22 protein-coding genes and 1 pseudogene are annotated in these 24,522 nt (G+C 47.9%); 17 read left to right on the top strand and 6 right to left on the bottom strand.

Annotated features, from left to right (window positions below):
• The first annotated feature begins 83 nt into the window (after positions 1 to 83).
• Together lpxA and LN737_RS09020 are read left to right on the top strand one after the other, a co-directional pair.
• Entirely contained in the window at positions 84 to 878 is a 795-nt protein-coding gene (gene lpxA / locus LN737_RS09015; protein WP_405518101.1) for an acyl-ACP--UDP-N-acetylglucosamine O-acyltransferase, read from the top strand.
• A 71-nt stretch (positions 879 to 949) separates the two neighbouring features.
• On the top strand, positions 950 to 1,570 hold the full coding sequence (locus LN737_RS09020; protein WP_405518103.1) for an ATP-binding cassette domain-containing protein: 621 nt from the start codon (positions 950 to 952) through the stop codon (positions 1,568 to 1,570).
• 87 nt (positions 1,571 to 1,657) lie between these two features.
• Here LN737_RS09020 and LN737_RS09025 read toward each other — a convergent pair whose 3' ends face one another.
• From LN737_RS09025 to LN737_RS09050, 6 genes are all read right to left on the bottom strand, one after another.
• Positions 1,658 to 1,990, bottom strand: coding sequence for a hypothetical protein (locus tag LN737_RS09025; protein ID WP_405518105.1), 333 nt, complete (start codon positions 1,988 to 1,990; stop codon positions 1,658 to 1,660).
• A 93-nt stretch (positions 1,991 to 2,083) separates the two neighbouring features.
• On the bottom strand, positions 2,084 to 3,610 hold the full coding sequence (locus LN737_RS09030; RefSeq protein ID WP_405518106.1) for an aldehyde dehydrogenase (NADP(+)): 1,527 nt from the start codon (positions 3,608 to 3,610) through the stop codon (positions 2,084 to 2,086).
• A 96-nt stretch (positions 3,611 to 3,706) separates the two neighbouring features.
• Complete coding sequence (locus tag LN737_RS09035; protein ID WP_405518107.1) at positions 3,707 to 5,473, bottom strand: DUF885 family protein; 1,767 nt, start codon at positions 5,471 to 5,473, stop codon at positions 3,707 to 3,709.
• Positions 5,474 to 5,509: 36 nt separating this feature from the next.
• A complete protein-coding gene (locus tag LN737_RS09040) occupies positions 5,510 to 6,757 on the bottom strand; it encodes an FAD-binding oxidoreductase (RefSeq protein ID WP_405518108.1) in 1,248 nt (415 codons plus the stop codon).
• Between the two features lie 99 nt (positions 6,758 to 6,856).
• Positions 6,857 to 7,861 (bottom strand): 4-hydroxyproline epimerase, encoded by a 1,005-nt coding sequence (locus LN737_RS09045; RefSeq protein WP_405518110.1) that lies wholly within the window; start codon positions 7,859 to 7,861, stop codon positions 6,857 to 6,859.
• A gap of 99 nt (positions 7,862 to 7,960) precedes the next feature.
• A complete protein-coding gene (locus LN737_RS09050) occupies positions 7,961 to 8,866 on the bottom strand; it encodes a dihydrodipicolinate synthase family protein (RefSeq protein ID WP_405518112.1) in 906 nt (301 codons plus the stop codon).
• Positions 8,867 to 9,011: 145 nt separating this feature from the next.
• Between LN737_RS09050 and LN737_RS09055 the strand changes: the two genes are divergently transcribed.
• The 15 genes and pseudogenes from LN737_RS09055 (at position 9,012) to porU (ending at position 24,468) form a co-directional block, all read left to right on the top strand.
• Positions 9,012 to 9,191 carry a hypothetical protein gene (locus LN737_RS09055; RefSeq protein WP_405518113.1) on the top strand — a complete coding sequence of 60 codons (180 nt, stop codon included), beginning with the start codon at positions 9,012 to 9,014 and terminating at the stop codon, positions 9,189 to 9,191.
• Positions 9,157 to 9,879, top strand: a complete 723-nt coding sequence (locus tag LN737_RS09060; protein ID WP_405518115.1) for an AraC family transcriptional regulator — start codon at positions 9,157 to 9,159, stop codon at positions 9,877 to 9,879. The genes LN737_RS09055 and LN737_RS09060 overlap by 35 nt, the downstream gene beginning before the upstream one ends.
• 143 nt (positions 9,880 to 10,022) lie before the next feature.
• The gene (locus LN737_RS09065; RefSeq protein ID WP_405518117.1) at positions 10,023 to 10,733 is read left to right on the top strand and encodes a MotA/TolQ/ExbB proton channel family protein; all 711 of its coding nucleotides are present in this window, start codon (positions 10,023 to 10,025) and stop codon (positions 10,731 to 10,733) included.
• A gap of 80 nt (positions 10,734 to 10,813) precedes the next feature.
• The gene (locus tag LN737_RS09070) at positions 10,814 to 11,206 is read left to right on the top strand and encodes a biopolymer transporter ExbD (RefSeq protein ID WP_405518119.1); all 393 of its coding nucleotides are present in this window, start codon (positions 10,814 to 10,816) and stop codon (positions 11,204 to 11,206) included.
• 124 nt (positions 11,207 to 11,330) lie between these two features.
• Complete coding sequence (locus LN737_RS09075) at positions 11,331 to 12,062, top strand: Rieske 2Fe-2S domain-containing protein (protein ID WP_405518120.1); 732 nt, start codon at positions 11,331 to 11,333, stop codon at positions 12,060 to 12,062.
• Positions 12,063 to 12,103: 41 nt separating this feature from the next.
• A complete protein-coding gene (locus tag LN737_RS09080) occupies positions 12,104 to 12,916 on the top strand; it encodes an NAD(P)/FAD-dependent oxidoreductase (RefSeq protein ID WP_405518122.1) in 813 nt (270 codons plus the stop codon).
• A gap of 96 nt (positions 12,917 to 13,012) precedes the next feature.
• Positions 13,013 to 13,834: a 3'-5' exonuclease gene (locus LN737_RS09085; RefSeq protein ID WP_405518124.1), complete on the top strand. Its 822-nt coding sequence runs from the start codon at positions 13,013 to 13,015 to the stop codon at positions 13,832 to 13,834.
• Positions 13,835 to 13,908: 74 nt separating this feature from the next.
• Positions 13,909 to 14,253 carry an NADH-quinone oxidoreductase subunit NuoK gene (nuoK, locus tag LN737_RS09090; RefSeq protein WP_077919391.1) on the top strand — a complete coding sequence of 115 codons (345 nt, stop codon included), beginning with the start codon at positions 13,909 to 13,911 and terminating at the stop codon, positions 14,251 to 14,253.
• A 92-nt stretch (positions 14,254 to 14,345) separates the two neighbouring features.
• Positions 14,346 to 16,274: an NADH-quinone oxidoreductase subunit L gene (nuoL, locus tag LN737_RS09095; RefSeq protein ID WP_405518126.1), complete on the top strand. Its 1,929-nt coding sequence runs from the start codon at positions 14,346 to 14,348 to the stop codon at positions 16,272 to 16,274.
• A gap of 69 nt (positions 16,275 to 16,343) precedes the next feature.
• Complete coding sequence (locus tag LN737_RS09100; protein WP_405518128.1) at positions 16,344 to 17,822, top strand: NuoM family protein; 1,479 nt, start codon at positions 16,344 to 16,346, stop codon at positions 17,820 to 17,822.
• An 86-nt stretch (positions 17,823 to 17,908) separates the two neighbouring features.
• Positions 17,909 to 19,316: pseudogene (locus LN737_RS09105) on the top strand (NADH-quinone oxidoreductase subunit N).
• Positions 19,317 to 19,452: 136 nt separating this feature from the next.
• Positions 19,453 to 19,947, top strand: coding sequence for a GtrA family protein (locus LN737_RS09110; RefSeq protein WP_405518130.1), 495 nt, complete (start codon positions 19,453 to 19,455; stop codon positions 19,945 to 19,947).
• A 140-nt stretch (positions 19,948 to 20,087) separates the two neighbouring features.
• Positions 20,088 to 20,288 (top strand): hypothetical protein, encoded by a 201-nt coding sequence (locus LN737_RS09115; protein ID WP_405518132.1) that lies wholly within the window; start codon positions 20,088 to 20,090, stop codon positions 20,286 to 20,288.
• Between the two features lie 199 nt (positions 20,289 to 20,487).
• A complete protein-coding gene (locus tag LN737_RS09120) occupies positions 20,488 to 20,991 on the top strand; it encodes a hypothetical protein (RefSeq protein WP_405518134.1) in 504 nt (167 codons plus the stop codon).
• A gap of 24 nt (positions 20,992 to 21,015) precedes the next feature.
• On the top strand, positions 21,016 to 24,468 hold the full coding sequence (porU, locus tag LN737_RS09125) for a type IX secretion system sortase PorU (protein ID WP_405518136.1): 3,453 nt from the start codon (positions 21,016 to 21,018) through the stop codon (positions 24,466 to 24,468).
• Positions 24,469 to 24,522 lie beyond the last annotated feature (54 nt).

Below are 24,522 nucleotides of genomic sequence, written 5' to 3' on the forward strand. Positions count from 1 at the left end.
GATGAATGATGAATGATAATCTGTTCTTGTAAAGGCAGCTATCATTCATCATTTATCATTCATCATTCATCATTCAAAGAAGTATGATTCAACCATTAGCTTATATTCATCCTGAAGCAAAAATTGCGCAAAACGTGGTGATTGAGCCATTTGCCATCATCCACAAAGACGTTGAAATTGCTGAAGGGACATGGATTGGTTCGCATGCGGTTATTAACGAAGGAGCAAGAATTGGTCGTAACTGTAAAATTTATCCGGGAGCCGTTATCTCATCAACTCCGCAGGATTTAAAATTCAATAACGAGTACACCCGCACGTACATCGGCGATAACACAACCATCCGGGAGTATGCCACCATTAGCCGGGGAACCGAAGAACACTGGAAAACCGAAATCGGATCGAATTGCCTGATCATGGCTTATGCACACGTAGCGCATGATTGCCGGATTGGTAACCACTGTATCATTACCAACAATGTTCAGATGGCGGGCCATGTGCACATGGGCGACTGGGCAATTATTGGCGGGTCAAGTTCGGTGCTTCAATTTACGCGTATCGGCGCTCACGTAATGATTTCGGGTGGGTCACTGGTTCGTAAAGATGTACCTCCGTATACAAAAGCAGCCCGTGAACCATTGTCCTACACGGGCATTAACTCGATTGGCCTGCGTCGGCGCGGGTTCGACAATAACAAGATTAATCAGGTTCAGGAAATCTACCGCTATATCTACATGCGTGGGCTGAATAATGCCGATGCATTGACTCAGATTGAGCTTGAATTGCCCCCTTCGGATGAACGGGACGAAATTGTGAATTTTATCCGAAGCTCCGAACGGGGAATCATGAGAGGGCCATCCTCGAACGGTGAAAAAGAGTAATGAGAATGAAATGGATAATGAACAATTGAAATCAGACCTATTGTCCATTAGTTATTCTGCATTATCCATTTATGAAACTAGTTGCTGAACAGTTAGGGAAGAAATACCGGAAGGAATGGATTTTCCGACGCGTGAATCTGACTCTTTCTGCCGGAACCAGCTATACGTTCGTAGGCCCGAACGGCAGCGGTAAATCGACCTTGCTGCAATTACTGGCCGGAAATTTACCAGCTTCTGAAGGTCAGTTAATATACTCCCTGAATAATACAGTTATCGAGCCGGACGACTGGTTTCGGCAGGTAAGTATTGCTGCCCCTTATCTCGAATTAATCGAAGAACTGACGCTGGATGAGCTACTGATTTTTCATCAGACGTTTAAGCCGTTTAAAGCTGGACTTACCACAAAAGATATTGCCGACCGATTACTATTGACCCACGCCCGGCATAAGGAAATCAAATACTTTTCATCGGGTATGAAGCAGCGCGTTAAGCTTGGGCTGGCTTTTTTTTCTGAATCGCCGGTCGTCATTCTTGATGAACCGACCTCAAATCTTGATCGGCAAGGTATGAACTGGTATCAGGAACAGGTGCGATTACTGGCCCCTGATCAACTCTTATTAATTGGTTCAAACCAGCCGGAAGAATACGACTTCTGCCCCAATGTGCTGGACGTAATGCAGTGGAAATCGTAGCATTAATCTTTTCTATATACATACAAAAAGCGGATCGATTCTAATTCGATCCGCTTTTTGTATGTATATAGAAAAGATGTTCGGGTTTTATAGAAAATTGAGCGCTATGATTGCCAGATGAATAATGAAACTGATTGCAAAGGCCGGAAATATGTACTTAACAGGCATCGCAGATAGGATCGGAACCAAAACCAGCAGAAAGCAAAGCATACTAGCCAGAAACTGCCAGTCGCCACCTTGTAAATACGACATCGATAACAGCAGAGATGGCGATAAAAGACAGCCCTGAATTGCAAGTGCCGTAACGGCCCAGCCGAAACGATTAAACTCAGCTTTGGTTACGAAATTTTTATAAGTAGCTAACCAACCAGTTGCGGATTCATTTGCGTAGCTACTTGTTGAGTGTGAGAGGGCTTGCATGATAGTTTGGTGTTTAAAGTAACGCCACAAAGTTCATGCAGGCCCCCTATACCCATTATGACGTAGGTTAGCTCAAATCCTGATCTTTCCCGCTCAGTTCATCCATTTGCCATTTACCAGCCGCCAGATGTGCAGCGGGTTATCAGCCTTCAATTCATCTGGCAATAAGGCATCCGGAAAGTTCTGATAGCAGACCGGCCGGGCAAATCGCAGAATGGCATTTGTGCCAACCGATGTTGACCGTGAGTCGGTAGTGGCTGGGTACGGTCCTCCGTGTTGCATGGCATGACTAACCTCAACACCCGTTGGAAACCCGTTGATGAGCAGACGTCCTACTTTCTGTTCGAGAATCTCCAGCAAATCGGCATATTCCAGTAACTCCTCATCCGTACCATAAACAGTGGCGGTCAGATGGCCTTCCAGTTCCCGCGCTACGGCCAGCAACTGCTCGCGGGTGCCCACTTCAACCACAACGCTGCTTGGCCCAAATACTTCTTCGGCAATTAGCGGGTTCGCCAGCAACGTATCGGCTGTAGTGGTCAGAAGCGTTGGTGTACCGTGTGCAAAACTTTCGACAGTTGTAGCCTGCCCCAGCACCTGAACGCCTTCCGCCTGAGTCAGCTTTCCGATACCAGACGTAAATGCCTGCTGAATACCCTGGGTTAGCATCGCTGCAGGCTGGCTCTGCGTGACGGCTTTGCCAGCTTCCTGTAGAAACGTACTGGCCTCCGATGATTGCTGTACAACAGCTAATCCGGGGTTTGTGCAAAACTGACCGACGCCCAACGTAACGGAATTGACATAGGCCAGGGCCAGCGCACCGGCTTTTTCCTGAAGTATTTTTGGTAGAAAGAAAACCGGATTAGTGCTGCCCATTTCGGCATAAACCGGAATCGGTTCTGGCCGTCGGGCGGCTGCATCGAATAGGGCTTTTCCACCCCGCAGTGATCCTGTAAAGCCAACGGCTTTTATGGCTGGATGCTCAACAATCGCCATACCGACTGCTGTTGTACGACCATGCACCAGGGCGAACGTACCGGCGGGCATTCCGCAGGCTGAAACGGCCCGCTGAATAGCTTCGCCTACGAGCTGCGACGTACCCGGATGAGCAGGATGTGCCTTTACTACTACCGGACAGCCAGCAGCCAGCGCTGAAGCCGTATCGCCACCCGCTACCGAAAAAGCCAGAGGAAAATTACTGGCCCCAAAGATGCCCACCGGACCCAAGGGACGTAACATCTGCCTAAGATCGGGGCGGGGCAGGGGCTGGCGGTCGGGCAGGGCCGTATCAATACGGGCATTCACCCAGGAGCCTTCGCGAAGGTATTCTGCAAACAAACGAAGTTGTCCGGTTGTCCGGCCACGCTCGCCGGTCAGGCGGGGGAGGGGTAATCCCGATTCGGCTTGGGCACGGGTGAGGAGTTCATCGCCTATAGCTTCAATTTCGGTGGCAATTCGATCCAGGAACTGAGCCTTTTCTGCACCTGACTTTTTGCGGTATTCGGCAAAAGCCAGTGCTGCCTGTTGGCAGGCCTGAGCTACTTCATCCGCTGTAGCCTCCTGAAAAAAACCGGGTAAAGATTCACCCGTTGCCGGATTAATTCCCTGAAATGAGTCCATAGAAGTTGTATGAGTTAGGGGAGCGTCAGTCATAACGGATTGGATATAGCTAAAAATGAGTGGGCAAAAATAACTGGATTTCTAACGTAACGCTTCTTAATGGGTTGTTGCGCCAAGCGGATAGAAGCGCCAGCTGGTTTTAAAATCTTTCTCCAGCTTCTGATTGGTAAGAATAGCACGTACCATTTCTACTGGCATTTGATTCAATTGCATAACGCTGTCATGAAACTGTTTGTAGGTCATTTTTCTGCTATCGACCAATTCTTTTTTAAGGGCAAGAAATTGAAAACCACCCGTCATATACGCCAGTTGATAGAGGGGTGGGTAACCACCTACGAACGACCGCCGGACTTCTCCTTCAGCATTGGCCCGCTCGTGACCTACCCGGTCGACTAGAAAATCGATGCACTGCTGTGGCGACCATTTGCCGAGGTGATAATTCAGCGAAAAGATGATACGGGCGCAACGGTGCATCCGCCAGAACAACATGCCAATACGGTCTTCGGGCGTTTGCGGAAAGCCTAAATCCCAGAGTAGCATTTCCCAGTAGAGTGCCCAGCCTTCAATCCAGAATGGCGTATCGAAATGACGGTAGGGTTTGTACCGATTTCCCATGAAAAGTTGCAAATGATGACCTGCAATCAATTCATGATGCACCGTAGCGCGGGAAAAGTGGGGGTTATTGCCCCGCATACTCATAAGCTTGTCAGGATGAGCCATGCCGTCCGTGGGGTACGAGATCAGCAGCTCTTCTCCGCCCAGAAAAAAGGGTGCAACCAACTGACGCTCTGGCGACATCATGGTCATGCGCCAGCTTTCCTCGGCAATGGGTGGGATGGTGATCAGGTCTTTTGCTTTCAGAAAGGCAATCGATTCGTTATAAAGCCGCAAAATCATTTCCGGTTGTTTGCCGACGGGTACGTAGGTGTTTTTGACTTTTTCCTGCGCGGCTTTCCAATTATCGCCGAAGCCCATTTCCCGCGACGCTTTCAACAGTTCGCGGTCGCACCATGCAAATTCTTTATTGGCAATCTCGACCAATTCTTCGGGCGAGTACGGAATCATTTCGATCTGTAACTGACGTAGTAATTCAGTCCGGCCTACAGCGATGCCGGCAATACCACTGCCATCATCTTTTGTTGGCGCTGCTTCCTGTGCTTTTTTTCTGAAATAGGCAGCATAACTGGTCAGCAGGCTGTCGGCTTTGGGGTACGGTTTATCCAGCCACCACGTAAAATTCGGATCATAGGCATTGTAGAAATTGTAAATGCTTTTCAATGCCTTTTGCAAGCCCTGCGCTGTCGATTCTGCCCGACGAAAAAGGGCAGGACTAACCTTTTCCGCTTTCTCAACTTCTTTCCGGGCGGCTGTGAGTTGAGGCCCCAAAGCGGTTAGTGTGGCGGCCAGCGCCTGCGCATTTAGTACGTGCCCACGACGACGTAATTTCTCTACGCCATAGATCGAGTCGGCAAAAGGAAACCAGGGCGCAACCTGTGTTCGTTCTATAGTTTCCTGCGCCAGTTTCTGCAAATTTTCCTGTAAGTCCCTCTGAAACAAAATGTAATCTACCCGGCTGTCGGTATTCATCCGGTCGAAATTCAGTTTTTGCAGTTGAGCCAGATAATCACTGGTCAGTTTCTGAAAACGCTCCCGACGTTCGGGCGAGCCGGTCACGGTATAAAATCGGCTCAGATTACCGTAGTCAGCTTCATACTGCGTCAGCAGATGGTGGACATCACTGGTTTGCGGATTGACTCCCGCCAGCGGATTCGATTGGGCAAAGAGCGCTGATCGATTGCCTAAAAACAGTGTACTACAAAGAAGTAAGGTGTAAATCGGAAGGCAATTTTTTTGCAGGTGCATTGGCCGAAGGAGTTTCCCAAAGGTACACGTATTGTTTCAGGCAAATCGGTCGGGGCTAAACGCCGAAACGTCCAGACTGTCGGCCATACCGTCGACTAACTCACTGATTAACTTGCCCGTCGCGGGGCCCAGGCTCAGGCCCATCATGCCATGCCCCGTTGCCAGCAGCATATTTTCATAGCGGTCGGTCGGCCCAATGTAGGGTAATCCATCCGGCGAACAGGGGCGTAACCCACGCCAGACTTTATCGACGGCGGGCATCGTAACGGCAATCTCTGGATAGTACTGATTGATTGACTGCACAATACCCCGTACCCGGTTCATATTCACGGTCATATCCGTTCCTGCAACTTCAAGTGTTCCGGCAAACCGCAGATTAGGCCCCATAGGTGTGGCTGTAGCTCGCGCTTCGAGCATAATAGCAGGTACGCGAATGTTATTTGCTACGTTCGGGAGCATGAAACTGTACCCTTTGCCTCCCTGCAAAGACAAACTTACCCCCAACTGTTGCGCAATATCCGGAGACCAGGCTCCTCCGGCCACAACCACCGCATCGACCGGATAATCGCTCTGCGAGCTCTGTACCGCCGTAATACGTGAGCCTGTACGCCTGAAGCCAGTGACGGCGTGATTCTCCAGAATGGTAACGCCCTCTTTCTGAAGATACCTGACCAGAGAACGGATCAACTCCGTTGGGTTCAGGTGGGCATCACCCGGAAACAGAATGCCTCCCCGTACCGTAACCCGAGTATTGGGTTCCAGATCCTGCACTTGCTGGCCTGTAAGAACCTGGGCGTCAATCCCCGATTTGTTAGCGACGTCGGCTTCTTCAGCCATTTCGTGCTCCGCCGATGCTGTTTTGTAGAGCATCAGCAAGCCCCGCTCCTGCCATTCGAAATCCAGATCACCGTTTGCGGCTAAGTCCTGATACAAACGTTTGCTTAATAAACTGAGATCGCGTAGCAGCGGAATTGAATGGGTTACGTGCTCGGGCGTTGAGTGGCGATAAAATAGCCAGCCCCATCGCAGCAGATCGATATTCAGGCGGGGTTTGACGTAGAAAGGGCTGGTAGACCGGAGCATCCAGCGCATGCCTTTGGCAATCATACCGGGTTGTGCCAGCGGAATAATATGACTCGGAACAATCATTCCGGCGTTTCCAAATGAGCATCCATCCGCAATCGGCCCCTGATCGAACACCGTTACGGTATGCCCTGCTTTATGCAGGTAATACGCCGAACAAAGCCCAATAATGCCTCCACCCACTATGCCTACGTGTGCCATTTACTTATCGATTGAATGATCGAGTGATTGAATGATTGAATAGATAAATGACTGATTGGGAAAGATTCAATCATTCAATCACTCGATCATTCAATTATTTCATATTACCTGAAAACCATGAACGTAGGGATCGTTGTCATCCAGAATAATGTGATTGTATCCATGAATTCTGGCCCATCCTTCAATGCTGGGTACAATAGCTGGGTGATCGGCCAGTTCCGTTTCAGCTTCGATACGTCCGTTGAAAATAGAACCAATAATGCTTTCATGCACAAACGTATCACCGGGTTTTAGTCGGCCCTGCGCGTACCATTGCGCCATACGCGCCGATGTACCTGTGCCGCATGGCGACCGATCAATGGCCTTGTCGCCATAGAAAACGGCATTACGGGCAGTAGACGTATCGAGGAGTGGCTTACCTGTCCAAAGAATGTGGCTCAGCCCGTTGATCGTCGGGTTTTCAGGATGAACGAACGTGTACTGCTCGTTCATTCGCTGACGCATAACCCGCGCCCAGGCAATTAACTGTTCAGCTTTATACTGCTCCAGACCCGGGAAATTAGGTTGCGGATCAACAATAGCGTAGAAGTTTCCGCCATACGCTACGTCTACCGTCAACGTGCCAAGGTCAGGACATTCGACCGTCAGCTTTTCAGCCGCCAGATACGATTTGATATTCGTAATCTTGACCGACGTAACTTTTTTGCCTTCCTGTTTGTATTCGGCCCGAACCAGTCCGGCGGGTACTTCCAGATTTAAAACGCCGGGTGTTTTTGGGCGAATCAGGTTTTGCTCGATAGCAACCGTTACCGTACCGATGGTGCCATGACCGCACATGGGCAAACAGCCTGAGGTTTCGATGAAGAGGACGCCCGCATCATTGGCCGGATCGGTGGGTGGGTATAGAATACTTCCCGACATCATATCGTGACCACGCGGTTCAAACATCAGGCCCGTCCGAATCCAGTCGTACTCGCGCAAAAAATGCTGACGCTTTTCGCTCATATTGGCACCCTGCAAAAACGGGATGCTCCCACCCGTGACAACCCGTACCGGATTCCCGCATGTGTGCGCATCAATGCAGAAAAAATGAAACTCGGACATGAAAGTAAATGATTGAATTGTTGAGTGATTGAATGATTGAATTGTTGAATAGGATGGCTATTTCATTCAACAATTCAATCATTCAATCACTCTATCATTTTACACTAAAACCGGCCGCTTGGTCAGGGCTGTATTGATAACATTTAGAATTTGTTCGCGCTCGGCGCCGATGAGCGGTAGGCGGGGAGCACGTACATATTCAGAACCAAGCCCGGTAGCCGTTGCGGCCAATTTGATGTACTGAACTAGTTTGGGATGGATATCCAGTTCGAGCAGGGGCATGAACCAGCGGTAAATATCCAGCGCTTCGGCAATCTGACCAGCTTTGGCCAGTTCATAAATCGCTACTGTTTCCTGCGGAAACGCATCGACCAGGCCGCCAACCCATCCGTCGCAACCCAGCAGTAAAGCTTCCAGCGCCAACGTATCAACACCGCCCAATAGTTTGAAACGATCACCAAAGGCATTGCGCATCCGCGTTACGTTGGTCAGGTCGCGGGTCGATTCTTTCACCGCCTGAATCGTAGGCAGTTCGGCCAGTTCCTCAAACATGGCTACGGTGGTCATAATCTTATAATCATACGGATTATTGTAAATCATAACAGGCAACGACGTTTCCTGCGCTATTGATTTAAAGAACGTAACGGTTTCGCGCGAATCGGCAGGATACCGCATGGGCGGGAGCAGCATTAACCCATCGGCCCCGTTGCTTTCGGCTTCGTGAGCGCGGGCTATGGCCTGTTTTGTCGCCTGCTCAGCAATATTAACTAGCACAGGTACTTTGCCGTTGCTAACCGCCAGGGCTGACGTAAGAAGCTCAATTTTTTCGTCGTTCTGCAACGTACTCGCTTCGCCCAGCGATCCGCCAATGATAAATCCGTGGACACCGGCATCAAGCTGTGCGTGCAGGTTTTTCTCAAACAGGGGTAAATCGAGCTGATCATCAGCCGTAAAAGGAGTCAGAAGCGCGGGATACACACCTTCCCACTGGACAGATACGTTCATGCCATTGTCTATTTTTTAAGAGTGATATCGGATAATCAAATTTCTGCTTTAAACCGGCCCGAAAGTGGCTTATGATTAGTCGGTTATGATACTATTTTCACAACTTATGAGTTAAGATAGTGTAAAACCCGTCAAATCCATATCAATGAGGCCATTGTTATTCAAAGTTCCAGCCGTCGATGACCGGTCATTTCGGGTTGAGCAGGATGATCTACCCCATTTTTACGGGCAATTGCATTTTCATCCGGAAATTCAGCTGACCTTGATTCAGCAGGGTAATGGAACGCTGATTGCGGGCGACCGTATCGATCGTTTCGCTCCCTGATGATATTTTGCTGCTTGGCGCAAATTTGCCGCACGTATTACGAAGCGATCCCGAGTATTTTCAGGCCAATTCGATGCGCCGTTCTACCTCCGTTTCAGTGCTGTTTCGCCCCGAGCAGTTGGAAATGAGCCTATTCGGTTTACCCGAAACCCGGCATTTGAACCAATTATTGAAGGAAGCCCGGCAGGGAGTCAGACTTCGGTGTCGGGAAGGAAATTCCCTGGCCGAACACCTGGAAACGTTGCCAGCGTTACGTCCCTTTGAGCAATTGATGGGCCTGTTACGTGCGCTGGATACCCTGGCCACCGACTCTAACCGGGAAGTTCTGTCTATTACGGCTTACGAACAGCCCCGCCGTCCAGACGATCACCGGCGGCTGGAAGACGTATTTTCATTTATTTTTCAACAGTATGCTTCGCCCATAGCACTCGAAGACGTTGCGAGTGTTGCCAATCTGACGCCCGGCGCGTTCTGTCGGTTTTTTCGCCAGCATACCCGCAAGACATTTTCGCATGTGCTGAATGAAGTACGTATCGAACACGCGTGCCGGCATTTGCGTGAATCGAAACAAAGTATCGGCCAGATTGCTTTTCATTGCGGTTACACAAACTTGTCAAATTTTAACCGTCAGTTTAAGGAGATTATCGGGATGACTCCGGGTGAATACATCCGTAACTACCATATGTAAGACAATTCAGACTGCGTAGACTAATTTTATCTTTCGAATTCAGGTGGGTTGCTTATCTTTGACAACAATATCCGATGAAACCAGCACGTTTGTTTCAATAACAATCACTGACTAATCCTCATCTATTTACCCGACTCGTTCGTATGCTCTTGCTCCAGGTTCCGGCCGTCGATACTTCAGCCGCATCGCTGTCGGCCACAGCGGCTACCCAACCCCAAAGTTTGCAACTGTTTGATTTAGTGGCCAAAGGCGGCTGGGTAATGATACCCATTGCGTTTTTGTTCTTTGCTACGCTCTACCTGATTTTCGAGCGCTACTTTGTGATTCGCTCGCAAACGAAGGCAGACGCTAACTTTATCGACAACATTCGCGATATGGTGGCGCAGGGAAATATCAAATCAGCCGAGTCGTTTGCTAAAAATCAGCGCACGGCTATGGGACGTGTTTTTGAGAAAGCCATCGGCCGTATCGGCTCACCCATTCGCGAAATCGAAAGCACTGTCGAAACCGTTGGGCAAATCGAACTATCGCGACTGGAACGTAACATGGGGTATCTGGGGATTATCGCCGGTATTGCCCCGATGATGGGCTTTATCGGGACCATCTCCGGGATCATTCGCATTTTCTACGACATCTCTCTTTCCGACAACATCAGCGTTGGGATCATTGCCGGTGGACTATACGAAAAAATGATTACGTCGGGCGCAGGTCTGATTGTAGGCGTTATTGCCTATACCGGGTACCACCTGCTGAATATGATGATCGAGCGGTTTACGCTGGCGCTTGAAATGAATGCCTTCGAGTTTATTGAGGTTCTTCAGAAACCAACCGCCGAACCCGCCCGGATGCGATAACGTAGCGCCGACTCTCTGGGGTCGGACGATGATAATCAAAGTATCTTTCTCTACCGACCCCGGAGGGTCGGCACTACAGTATGAAGCTTCGTCGAAAAAATAAGTTTGCTGCCGAAGTCGCGACCTCGTCGCTGAACGACATCATGTTTTTCCTGCTGTTGTTCTTCCTGATTATATCGACGGTTGCAAATCCGAACGTCATTAAACTCATGCTGCCCAAGGCAGCCTCAACTCAGCAGTTGAGCAAAAAGCAGGTAACGCTGTCGGTTGATGGGAATAAGCAATATTTTATCGATAAAAAACCCGTCGATCCGGCCAATCTGGAAAACGAGCTGAAAACGATTATGGCTGGTATTGCCGAACCGACCGTTGTGGTGCGTTTCGACAAAACGCTGACAGTACAGGATCTGGTCGATGTGCTCCAGACCGGGGCCAAGCTGAACATCAAAATGGTAATGGCTACGTCGAAATAGTACCAGGATTTTTGTGATTTAATGGATTGTCATGATTTTGAGCCGATGCCAATTCCGCATCGGCTATTTTATTGTAAATCAATCCGGGGGTCTTTATGGTTATAGGGGAAACCCAACCACTCTTATGTTAGCCGACTACACCGAAGCGCCCGTTTGTCATGTCGATGATTTGGTCGATGGTCAACTCAAACTCGTTCACGTAGGTGATACGGATGTATTACTCGCCCGCGCCGATGGTCAGTTTTATGCCCTCCATCCCAAATGCTCACATTATCAGGGTCCTTTGGTTAAAGGCTTGCTGAACGGGCACCGGCTTGTTTGTCCGTGGCACAACGCCTGCTTCGACATTCGGGATGGCCACCGCCTTGAATCACCTGCTTTAAACGGCCTGCCAACGCATGAGGTACGTATCGAAAACGACCAGGTCTTCGTCCGCCTGACGACAGAAAAAGAAAGTCTGGAAAACCCTATGTCGGCTCCCGATGAGGCTAATCCTGATACGTATGTAATTATTGGCGGTGGCGGAGCGGGTGCGTTTGCGGCCGAAGGTATGCGGGAAGGTGGGTTTACCGGAAAAATTATCGTGCTAACCGAAAGTGGAGAAGCCCCTTACGACCGGCCAAACTGTTCAAAAGACTATCTGCAGGGCAAAGCGCCTGACGAATGGATGCCCCTCCGTACTGATGATTTTTACACAGACTATGGCATTGACATTCGAACAAGACAACACGTAACGTCGCTTGATTCGACGTCGAAACGTATCGAACTGGCTTCCGGTGAAACAATCCGTTATGACAAAGCGGTCATTTGCTCGGGTGGTAAACCTAATCCATTGCCTGCTTCGGGGGAGATTTAACCGGCGTTTATGCGCTTCGTAGTTTACACGATAGCCAGACCTTGCGTGATCTTGGTAAGCAGGGCAAGCGTGTCGTGATCATTGGCAGTTCATTTATTGGTCTGGAAGGAGCTATGAGTCTGCGTAAACTTGGCAGTGAAGTAGACATAGTGGGCCTTGAAAAAGTACCTTTTGAAAAAATACTAGGAGAAAAAATCGGTCGGGTTGTTCAGAGGTGGCATGAGAAAGAAGGCATTCGGTTTCACCTGGGTCGCAAAGTAGATCGGCTGGAGGGCAATGGGGCTGTAAATGCTGTTGTGCTCGACAATGGTGAAAAATTGCCGGTTGATTTTGTGCTGCTTGGGTTAGGCGTTAAGCCACGTACTGATTTCCTGAAAAATATAGAACTGGAGAAGGACGGGGGCGTTAAGACCAATGAATACCTTCAGATCAGCACGGATTTATATGCGGCTGGCGATATTGCCCACTACCCAACTGCCTATGGGCAGCAGCGTATCGAACACTGGAAAGTGGCTGGTTTACAGGGGTATATAGCGGGAATGAACATGGCCGGGAAAGAAGCGCCCTATCGGGCCGTACCGTTTTTCTGGACGAATCAGCAAGGTAAGCGGATCAACTACGTTGGCCATGCTACAAAAATTGACGACATACTTTTTGACGGTGATCCAGAGAAAGACGATTCATTTCTGGCATGTTACGTTCAGGAGGGAGCGATAAAAGCGGTGGCGGGGCTAAAGCGCGATCAGGACATTATTGCGATCCGCGAATTGATGCAGGAAGGGCGTATGCCATCTGTTGAAATGGTTCAGAAGGGCATCAACTGGATAGACGAATTAAAAGAATCATCGACTTAATCCGCTTAGTTCTGTCATAACTCTATCGGAATGGCATAACTAAAGCAGAAACCTATTTACCTTTGTAATCAGACCGTGCTAAACTTCGGTTTGGTTATGACGCATCAACTTGTACTTAAAAAGCCGCTCGCCTTTTTCGATCTTGAAACCACAGGGATTAATGTTGCGAAAGATCGCATCGTTGAAATCTGTATTATCAAGGCAATGCCGAATGGGGAAGCTGTTAGTAAAACATACCGAATTAACCCAGGCATGCCGATTCCGCTGGAGTCGAGTATGATTCATGGTATCTACGACGATGACGTAAAAGATGCCCCTCCCTTCAAAACGGTTGCCCGTACCGTGGCGCAGTTTATGGATGGCTGCGATCTGGCAGGATTTAACTGCAATCGATTCGACGTACCACTTTTAGTGGAAGAATTCCTGCGGGCAAATGTTGACTTCGACATTAAAAATCGCCGGATGGTTGATGCGCAGCGAATCTTTCACCTGATGGAGCCCCGAAATCTTTCGGCCGCCTATAAATTTTACTGCAACAAAGACCTGGTGGGTGCTCATGGTGCCGAAGCTGACACCATTGCTACGCTGGAAGTGCTCGATGCACAGGTTCAGCGTTACGCTGGTATGGTTGCCAAAACAGATGCTGGTCAGGATGTTGTGTTCGAGAATAGCATCGAGATGCTTCACAGTCTGACCGCTAATAATAATATTGACCTTGCCGGACGAATGGTAATCAATGACAAAGGCGAAGAAATTTTTAATTTCGGCAAGCACAAAGGTTTACCTGTTCTGGACGTATTGCAGAAGGAGCCTTCCTTCTACGACTGGATATTAAAAGGTGAATTTCCACTCGATACCAAGCGTCGACTGACTGAAATTCGACTTCGGATGTTCAGCAACGGCCACAGTCGGAAATAGTTGGATGGCAACTACTGTTCCACCAATTCCGAATAATCTTTACATTTGCGACACTTTCTATTAACCGGCAAGCCATGCAACCCACGCAGGACGTACTCATCCCGGACGTTATTCAGCAAATACCGCTCACGTATTACCTGATTCTCAGCACCGCACTTTTTGTTATTGGCATCATTGGTGTGCTGACCCGGCGTAATGCTATTATCATTTTTATGTCGATTGAGTTGATGCTTAATGCCGTCAACTTATTACTCATCGCCTTCTCATCCTATCGATCTGATTCGGCAGGGCAGGTTTTCGTCTTTTTCATAATGGCCGTAGCGGCTGCTGAAGTTTCGGTGGGGCTGGCTATTATTGTTATGATTTATCGCAATACCCGCTCGATTGACGTGGGATTACTCAATAAACTGAAATGGTAAAATGAGTCCGGAAGTTGGTCGGTCGTAGAGAAGGTCAGCCACTTTCTCTACGACCGACCAACTTCCGACTGACCAACTGATCGACTATTTTTATGCGAATAGAATTACTCTGTGCGTTAATTCCGCTCTTTCCGCTGATTGGTTTCCTTATCAATGGTATTGGCTTTCGTCAGGTGCCCAAAGGTCTGGCTGGTGCCATTGCTACAATAGCAGTATTGGCTTCCTTCCTTACGTCAGCCTATTTATTTGGTTCTTTTATCGGAAATGCTGATCGGGTTGGTAATGCTGGACCGCTGGTTACTACCCTCTTCGACTGGATTAGTGTTGGTGATCTTCACATTAATTTTTCCTTTCAGATTGACCAGCTATCGTTGCTGATGCTGCTGGTTGTAACGGGCGTTGGTTCGTTGATTCATCTGTATAGCATCGGCTACATGAGCCACGATGAAGGGTTTGGTAAGTTCATGTCTTTCCTGAACCTGTTCATCTTTTTCATGCTGTTGCTGGTGATGGGTTCCAACTACGTCATCATGTTCATTGGCTGGGAAGGTGTAGGGCTATGTTCGTACCTGCTCATTGGCTTCTGGAACAAGAATGTGAGCTATAACAATGCGGCCCGGAAAGCATTTGTTATGAACCGTATTGGCGATTTGGGCTTTCTGCTGGGTATATTCCTCTTGATCAACACCTTCGGTACGGTTGAATACGTCGATATCTTTAAGCAAGCCACCAGTCTTGAGATCGGTGATAAAACGGTTCTGGCCATTACGCTTCTTTTGTTTGTAGGAGCAATGGGGAAGTCGGCCCAAATTCCACTCTACACCTGGCTGCCTGATGCCATGGCTGGCCCAACGCCTGTTTCGGCCCTGATTCACGCGGCAACGATGGTAACGGCAGGTATTTATATGGTCGTTCGCTCGAATGTGCTGTATACCTTATCTCCACTTACACTCGAAATAATCGGCGGTATAGCCATTGCAACGGCTCTGTTGGCTGCCTCAATCGGGCTGTTGCAGAACGACATCAAAAAAGTACTGGCATATTCGACCGTATCGCAGCTTGGGTATATGTTCCTGGGTCTGAGCGCAACGGCCTATACAGCGGGTATGTTCCATGTCATTACGCATGCATTCTTCAAAGCCCTGTTGTTTCTAGGCGCTGGTAGTGTCATCCACGCCATGTCTGATGAGCAGGATATTCGCAAAATGGGCGGTCTGCGAAAAGCGCTTCCCGTTACGTTCATTACGTTCCTTATCGGCACGATTGCTATCTCGGGCTTGCCACCATTTGCCGGATTCTTCTCGAAAGATGAGATTCTGGCGCACGTTTTCGAGCACAATAAATTACTCTGGGCATTAGGCGTCTTCGGGTCGGGCCTTACGTCCTTCTATATGTTTCGTCTGTTATTCCTGACTTTCTTTGGCGAATTCCGGGGCACAGAAGAGCAACGGCATCATTTACATGAATCTCCGGCAACCATGACGGCTCCACTGGTTGTACTGGCTATTCTATCGGCTATAGGTGGCGGCTTGAATCTGCCGGGATCGGGCTGGCTGGGTCATTTTATGGCTCCCTTGTTTGAAGGATCGAGGGAAGTAAATCCTGAAGCATTTGCTGAGTCAACGGTTGAACACACTACGGAATACATTCTGATGGCTGTTTCGGCGGGTGTTGCCCTGCTGTCACTGATTGTTGCTTACGTCATGTACGTTAGCCGTCAGGCTGTTCCAGAGCCCGACACGGCCGACCGTTCGATGCCCGAACTGGTTATTTACAACAAATACTACGTTGACGAGCTGTACGAAGCCATTATTGTTCGGCCTATTCGTGGCTTGGGCGATACGCTGTTTAGTTTCGGTGAAGGTCTGGTCGATGGCATTGTCAATGGAGTAGCCTGGCTGGTTAGGCAAAGTTCGGCTCAACTGCGGTTGCTGCAGAACGGCTCGATAAGCTTCTACGTACTGGCTATGGTGGTCAGCATCGTCTTAATATTTGCCCTGCGGTTTTTTATTCGGTTATAAGACGGTTTGAGCTTTTGGGGCCAGTTGATAACTGGAAACCAAAAGCCGTAAACTGAAAACGTATTCAAAATGCTTACACTGTTCCTGATTTTTTTTCCCGTCGTAGCGGCTACTCTGATTCTTATGGTTCAGAGCGAGCGAATAAACCAGGCTGCTTTAGTAGCTGCGCTGATCGAACTGGTTTTAGCGGGTTATGCCTTCTTCAGCTTTCGGGCCGATGCAACCTCGCAATTTGGGTTCGACTACGCCTGGATTGGCTCCCTCGGAATTCGTTTTAGTGCTGGTATCGATGGAATCAGCGTACTGCTTGTGTTACTTACAGGATTGCTGGTACCGTTTATTGTCTTATCGACCTTTAACCGAACGTATCAACGGCCTTCGACCTTTTATGCCTTAATGCTTTATATGCAGGCGGCACTGATGGGTGTCTTCACCGCTCGCGATGGATTCCTCTTCTATTTGTTTTTTGAAGCGGCCCTGATTCCCATTTACTTCCTGGCGGCTATGTGGGGTGGGCAAAATCGGATACCAGTTACGTTCAAATTTTTCGTTTATACGATTTTCGGTAGCCTGTTCATGCTTCTGGCTCTGGTTTATCTGTATTACCAGACACCCGCCATCAACGGAGCGGCCCATTCATCAGCTATAGCTGATTTCTATAATCTGAAGCTAACACCCGGAGCGCAAAACTGGGTTTTCTGGGCTTTCTTCATTGCGTTTGCCATTAAAATGCCGGTGTTTCCGTTTCATACCTGGCAACCCGATACGTATGTTGAATCGCCTACTCCTGCAACCATGCTGTTAGCCGGTATTATGCTTAAAATGGGTGTTTATGGCCTGATTCGGTTTATCCTGCCCATCGTTCCTCTCGGGGTTGAAACATGGGGAAAAACAGCAATTATTCTGTCGGTTATCGGAATTGTTTACGGTTCAATCATTGCCATTCGTCAGCGCGATATGAAGCGCTTGATTGCGTATTCATCATTTTCGCACGTTGGCTTGATGGCGGCTGGGGTATTCTCGCAAACCGAAACCGGAATGCAGGGTGCGCTAGTGCAGATGCTGGCGCACGGTATTAACGTAGTCGGGATGTTTTTTGTCGCTGATGTCATTTTCAACCGTACTAATACCCGGCAACTCGACCAGCTCGGCGGCATCACGCAATCGACACCCAAACTGACGATCTATTTTATGATTATGCTGTTGGGTAGTGTAGCTCTGCCGCTTACAAATGGCTTTGTCGGTGAATTTTTGCTACTTCACGGCGTCTTTACGTATAACCACTATCTGGGCTTAGCCGCCGGATTCACCATCATTTTTGGCGCTGTTTATATGCTTCGAATGTTCCAGAAAAGCATGTTTGGGCCGACCTCATCACGTACTGAATCGTTTACCGATCTGAGCAGTTCGGAAAGCTGGGTGTTTATTCCGCTGGTCGTCATGGTATTCTGGATTGGCGTTTATCCGCATACATTTTTAAAAGTAACCGAACCTGCCGTCGCTAATCTGATGAAATACATCGGTACCACGGCTGTATCTATGAAATAACGTTTAGGTTGAGAATTTCAGGCTCCACATCCATAAATGTAGTCCGGCTTGAAACGATCAATAGTTACTATTGAACTGAAAAAAATATGTTTTCCATCGTTCTGTTATCAGTTTTTGGCATTGTACTGTTGTTTCTTGGCTTTTTGAAGTCGAAAACAATTCTACTTCCCGCCACACTTTTGTTTTTGCTGCTTGCACTGGCAGCTAATTTTCTCGACTGGAACAAAACGTACCTGTATTTTAACGATATGCTTCGCACCAACAACCTGGCTATGGTTTTTACGGCCATTGTGTTGGGTTCGGCATTTATGGTAGTTGCTCTTTCGGGTAGCTTTATCGAAAATGATGAGGCACAGCCGGCTGAATACTACGGTATCCTCTTATTCTCATTAGTGGGTGCCATTATGATGATTGGCTTCGAGAACCTGATAATGCTGTTTGTGGGGGTAGAAATTCTGTCAGTAGCCATGTACATATTAACGGGGAGCGACAAACGTAATCTGCGTTCAAATGAGGCTGCGCTGAAGTACTTCCTGATGGGAGCTTTTGCAACGGGTATCATGCTGTTCGGTATGACCCTGCTCTATGGGGCAACCGGCTCGTTCACCATTGCAGGTATTGGCTCGTATGCGGCTCATCCACAAACGGGTCTTTCCCTATTATTATACGTTGGCTTACTGATGCTGCTCATCGGTTTGTTGTTTAAAGTATCGGCGGCTCCCTTCCATTTCTGGACCCCCGACGTATACGATGGAGCGCCAACTATATTCACCGCATTTATGTCGACGGTGGTAAAAACGGCAGGTTTTGCTGCGCTGTTCCGATTGCTATCCGTTTCATTTACTGGCATTTATCCATTCTGGTGGACAATTCTGGCCGTTATTACAGCGATTACCCTTGTAGCGGGTAATATAACGGCTGTTTATCAGAACAGTTTTAAACGGATGATGGCGTACTCCAGTATTTCTCATGCTGGCTATCTATTGATTGGCCTGGCAGCCTTGGGTGCACAAACAAAACAGGCTATCGTATTTTATTCGCTGGCCTATTCCGTTGCCACCATATCCGCATTTGGTGTTCTGTTGCTGGTTGCTCAACAACGTAGCACGCAAACAATTACAAGTGAAGGTGTTGTTACCGAAAATTTTGATTCCTTTAACGGATTGGCTCGCCAGAACCCACTACTGAGGCTTTGCCATGACTGTCTCTATGCTTTCTCTGGCAGGCATTCCGTTGACGGCAGGTTTCTGGGGTAAATTCTATATGTTTTCTACGGCTGTAGAGCGAGGGCAGATTTGGTTGTTAGTTGTTGCCGTACTCATGTCGGCCGTGGGTATCTATTACTACTTCCGGGTTATAATCGCTATGTACTTCCGCGATGGGGCAACCGAGCCGATTCGGGTTACTCCGGTTTACCAATACGTACTGCTTGCAGCAACGATTCTAACGCTTGGGCTGGGTGTTGCACCGGGCTTATTACAGGGGCTTTTTTAAGAAGTATTTAATAAATTTTGCTCCCGTTTGCTAATTAATCGATTCTGATTATGTAATCATTTGCCTATCAAGTAGTACTTTTGAGCTTCGATTTGTTAATTGGTAAACACATCCAAAGATTTTATCCGTTAAAACAGTGAACGTGAGCACTATTGAGCAGCCAAAACATAAAGAATTTAATGATTTTTTTTCATTCTTTTTGATGGCTTTGCTTGGCGCGTCTATCAACTTCATAAGTCGGATCTTTTACCGGCAGTTTTTCGATTTTGATACAAGCGTACTGTGTGGTTATTTGACGGCAACTGTATTAACATTCCTGCCTACGAAGAAATACGCTTTTTCGGCAGCAAAAACTGGCAAAACAGCTCGTGAAGCCATTAAATTTCTCGGTATCTCGTTAGTTGCTTTAGTAGTACAGGTGTATGCTGCCAAATACACCCTGGAGTGGGTTGCTAATCCGTTGTTTCCTAAAATTAATCAAGTCTATCGCGAGACAGGATCACATGTGGTCGGGATGGGCTTTAGTTTTTTGGCGAACTATTTTGGTCATAAATTACTGACCTTCCGGAGTACGGGTTTTTATGATAAGATTCGCTCTAATCCTATAAAGCAGAAAGAGAAACAGCTTTAAATAATCTCCGGTTAGTCCTATTTAAATAGGACTTTTTTTGTGCTTATATAGACTTATCGGTAATATTTAAGGGGCATTATTGGATTATTGACAAAATAAGTATATTTGCGTTGTAAACCTAAAATGTTACTTAAGTAATAATGAAAAAAGTATTCGCTATACTATTTGTTGGTAGCATGCTGACATTTGCTGCCTGCCAAAGCAAACCTAAGACAGAAGAAACATCCGCTGATTCGACGGCTGTTATTACAACCGACACGACCGTTATGGCCAATGATTCGGCAGCTGTAATGACAACTGAAACGGACACGACGATGGTGCCTGATTCAGCAAAAAAATAAGTAAGCTTAGCTTCAAAAAGTAGAAAAGAGCCTTATCTTGTAGAAGGCTCTTTTTTGTTTCTGCTTTGATCGACGTTTTTACAACTTATCTTCCTGCACCCTCAGTAGCGTATTGTCGGCAACTGTGCCAGCACTATCAATTCAATTTTAAGGTGTCCAAACCCCGCCAGACTCGTCTGGGGATTTCCGGGTATTGCCGTTGAATCGAACTCAAATTACGGTCAATGCCAATTTAAATCCTTACGCTTTTCTAATTACGTACGTTCATGAAGTAGCTCATGCGGCTGTATATAGCCAGTATAAATCATTACGGGGCAACCGTCTTCGGCCGCATGGAAAAGCCTGGCAAACGGCGTTTCAGCGCCTAATGCAACCACTGTTGGTAGAATCTGTTTTTCCGGATGCAATTCTACAACCACTTCGTCAGTACCTCAGTAAGCCAGCCGCTACCACCTATGCCAACCCCGCCCTGATGACGGCACTGCGCCAGGCCGATCAGGTACTCGCACCGAATTTAATGATGGATCAGGTTCTGTTGAAGGACGTAGCGGAAGGACATCAGTTTAGCTTTGCAAAAAAGACCTTTGTTCGGGGTACGTTACGTCGCACTCGCGTCGTTTGTAAAGAAATATCTTCAGGTAAATCATACGCAATTCTAGCTCATGCATGGGTAGAGGTGAATGGATCGAATAGGCAGCCTTGAATTTTGACTAATGAAGAACGTATAATGAAAAATGGAGGCCAGTTAGCTAAGGTATTCTGGATAAAGCGAACCGCCTTTTTTATTATCCATTGTGTCTTTTTTGTCGTTCAAAACCAGGCAATCGCGCAATCGGTTCTAAAAACAGGTAATTGGGTAAAAATTGGTGTTACAGCATCCGGTGTTTATCTCCTGGACCAGGCTCGCCTGGCGCAGCTAAATCCTGCTTTCGCAGCCGCTGACCCCCGACTACTGCGATTATACGGAAATGGCGGAGCCCCACTGGCTCAGGCGAATGCTACTCCCCGGCCCAGCGATTTGCTTGAGAATGCTATCCAGGTCATAGGGGAAGCGGATGGCCGGTTCGATGCGAGCGATGCAATCCTATTTTTTGGGCAGAGTCCGCATGCGATTCGTTACGATTCAACAACTCGACGATTTACGCATCAAATCAATCTTTACTCCGACACAACATTCTATTTTTTAACTATTGGTACGTCGGCTGGCCTGCGTATTGCTGATCGATCGGCTGGGGCAACATTGGGCAATTCAGCAATCACAACGTTTCAGGATTATCAGTTTTATGAGCAGGATATAACGAAAGTGCCCGCTGTACACTCTGGTCGGGAATGGTATGGCGAATACATGACTAACGACACCACGAAACTAATTTCATTCGGTGTTCCCGGGATGGTGGCTAATGCACCGGTTCGTCTGACGGCTTCCGTTGTGGCGGGTGCTTCGTTGCCTACGCAATTTCGGCTTCGGGCGAATGAGCAATTGGTTGGCACCCTGAATATGGCGACGATTTCGGGCGATAAATATGATTATCAGGGAGTAAGTAGAACAGATACGTTTCAGACACGCTTAAGCGCAGCCAGTAATGTCGTTCAACTTGCCTTGACGTTCGGGAAAAATGGCCAGAATGGAGCTCAGGGTTATTTGAACTACCTCTCCGTCCAGACGTTACGTGACCTTCGGCAATATGACAAACCGATCTGGATTCGTCGACTGGTTGCAGGCCAATACGCGGTTCGACAGGCTGATAGTAATCTGCGTGTTTGGGATGTAACGAATCCGTTACGTCCTGAAAATCAAAATTATACGCTTTCGTCAACGCAAGAGGCAAGTTGGAATTCCAGCCGTGAGGGTGATTATTTTTTATTTACCGACACGCAACGGCTATCTCCCGTATCGCTGGCAAACGTAGCGAATCAGGATATCCACAGCCAGGGCGTACCAAATCTGATTATTGTGACACCTGCTGCTTGGCGAACACAGGCTGAACGGCTGGCTGCTTTCCGACAGGAGCACGATCAGCTATCGGTTCTGGTCGTTACAACGCAGCAGATCTATAATGAATTTGGGTCTGGGCAGTCCGATCCGACGGCCATTCGGGATATGGTGCGGTATTTTTACCAGAAACAGCCCGATAAACTTAGATACTTATTGCTGTTTGGTGATGCAACCTATGACTATCGAAATAAACTGGGGCTGAGCAATGCTGCTCAGGCGGCCAATATGGTACCCGTTTACGAAAGTCGTGAATCATTGCATCCGGTTCTAAGCTATTCGTCCGACGATTATTTTGGATTTATGGGAGCCAATGAAGGGGATTGGGCGGAAGAGCGTATCAATGGTACTTACCCGGGCGATGCCGCTGTTGATATTGGCATTGGACGATTACCCGTAAAATCCTTGGAGGAAGCCCAAACGGTGGTTGATAAACTAATTCGTTACGGTTCCGATCAATCGTTGCTGGGAGATTGGCAAACGCGGCTAACGCTGGTGGCCGATGATGGCGATTATAATGTCCACCAGATTGATGTGAATCAAATGGCTTTGCGCATCGGTAAAACAGCGCCTGCCTACCGGGCAGAACGGGTTTTGATGGATGATTATCCGCAGGAAAATACAAGCAATGGCCAGAAAGCCCCCGTAATTAATCAGTTGATTAATCAATCTATTGCCGACGGGCGACTCATTATCAATTATAACGGCCACGGCGGGGTACTGGGCCTGGCTGATGAGCAGGTTGTTACGCTTCAGGATATTCTTTCGTGGAAAAATAAACGCTTGCCTTTGTTTGTAACGGCTACTTGTGAATTTGGCCGTTATGATGATCCAACCGTTACGTCGGGTGCAGAACTTATCCTGTTAAGTCGCGCGGGAGGGGGTATTGCGCTGCTGGCAACAACCCGACCTGTTTATGCGAATACGAATTTGCTGTTGAACGAAGCTTTTTATGATGCTGTTTTTAAACCGGTCAATGGACAGATGCCCCGTTTAGGCGATGTGATGCGCATGACCAAAAATAACAGCCTGAGTGGACCAGCTAATCGCAATTTTGCGTTGCTGGGAGACCCATCCATGCAATTGGCTTACCCCAAAGCGCAGGCAGTGCTTACGCAGGTGAACGGTAAAATAGTCACGACTACGTCCTCCGATACGTTACACGCTCTGCAAACGGTAGAGTTTACGGGCGAGATCCGGCAACAGAATCAACGACTTTCCGATTTTTCCGGTACGCTTCGATTGAATTTGTACGATAAAGCTGTGACGCATACAACACTAGGCTCAGACATTACCAGCCCGAAGATGAATTACCAGGCGTTTACAAACCCAATCTTCGCCGGCCAGGTTCCCGTTCAGCAGGGGCGCTTTAGTGTACGCTTCACAATGCCCAAAGATATTAATTATACAATCGGGCCCGGTAAATTGTACCTGTATGCAGCCCGGTCGGATAGCCTGCTGGCAGCGCTGGGAAATTCAGATAGCCTGTATATAGGTGGGAGCGTTGCTATTGATAGTGTTGATAATCAGCCTCCTTCAATCAAACTTAGCGTAGTTGATGGCGTCAGAGAAGGAGAGATTGTACGTATTGCGAATTCAGACGTAACGCTGCATATAGACCTGAGTGATAACCGCGGAATTAATATTGCCCGCTCGGGACTGGGACACGAACTTACCGCACAGATCAACGATCAACCCGCCGTTGTATTGAATGACTATTATACAGCGAACAGTACAGACGGACGACAGGGAACAATCGATTATACATTTCGGAGTTTAGCCCCCGGTACGTATACGATTCGGGCCAAAGCATGGGATATTAACAATAATTCATCCGAGGGGGCGTTGACCATAGTAGTTTCCGACCGACCGGGTTTAGCAGTACGATCGTTGCAGGCAACTCCAAATCCAGTGGTCACGCAAACTGTATTGACGGCTGAGCTGAATCGTTCGGGAGAGCCACTCAACTGGGCCCTAAGTGTTTATGATCTCAACAGTAGGTTGTTGAATCAGCAAAGTGGCCAATGTACAGCCTGCGATGCGACACTGGAAGTAGGCAGGTGGAGTGGCCTTACAGACAGTGGGCAACAATTACCAAATGGCCTGTATATCGTCCGACTGAATGTTCAATCAGCAGTTGATGGTTCGGTGGCTATTGGCACCAAACGTTTAGTACTAACCAAATGAATTACTTATATATAAAATAGCCCATTTTTCTATTCCAACGTTTTCATTGTAATT

The sequence above is a fragment of the Spirosoma sp. KNUC1025 genome (genome assembly GCF_045160025.1).
In the GTDB taxonomy this organism is placed as follows: domain Bacteria; phylum Bacteroidota; class Bacteroidia; order Cytophagales; family Spirosomataceae; genus Spirosoma.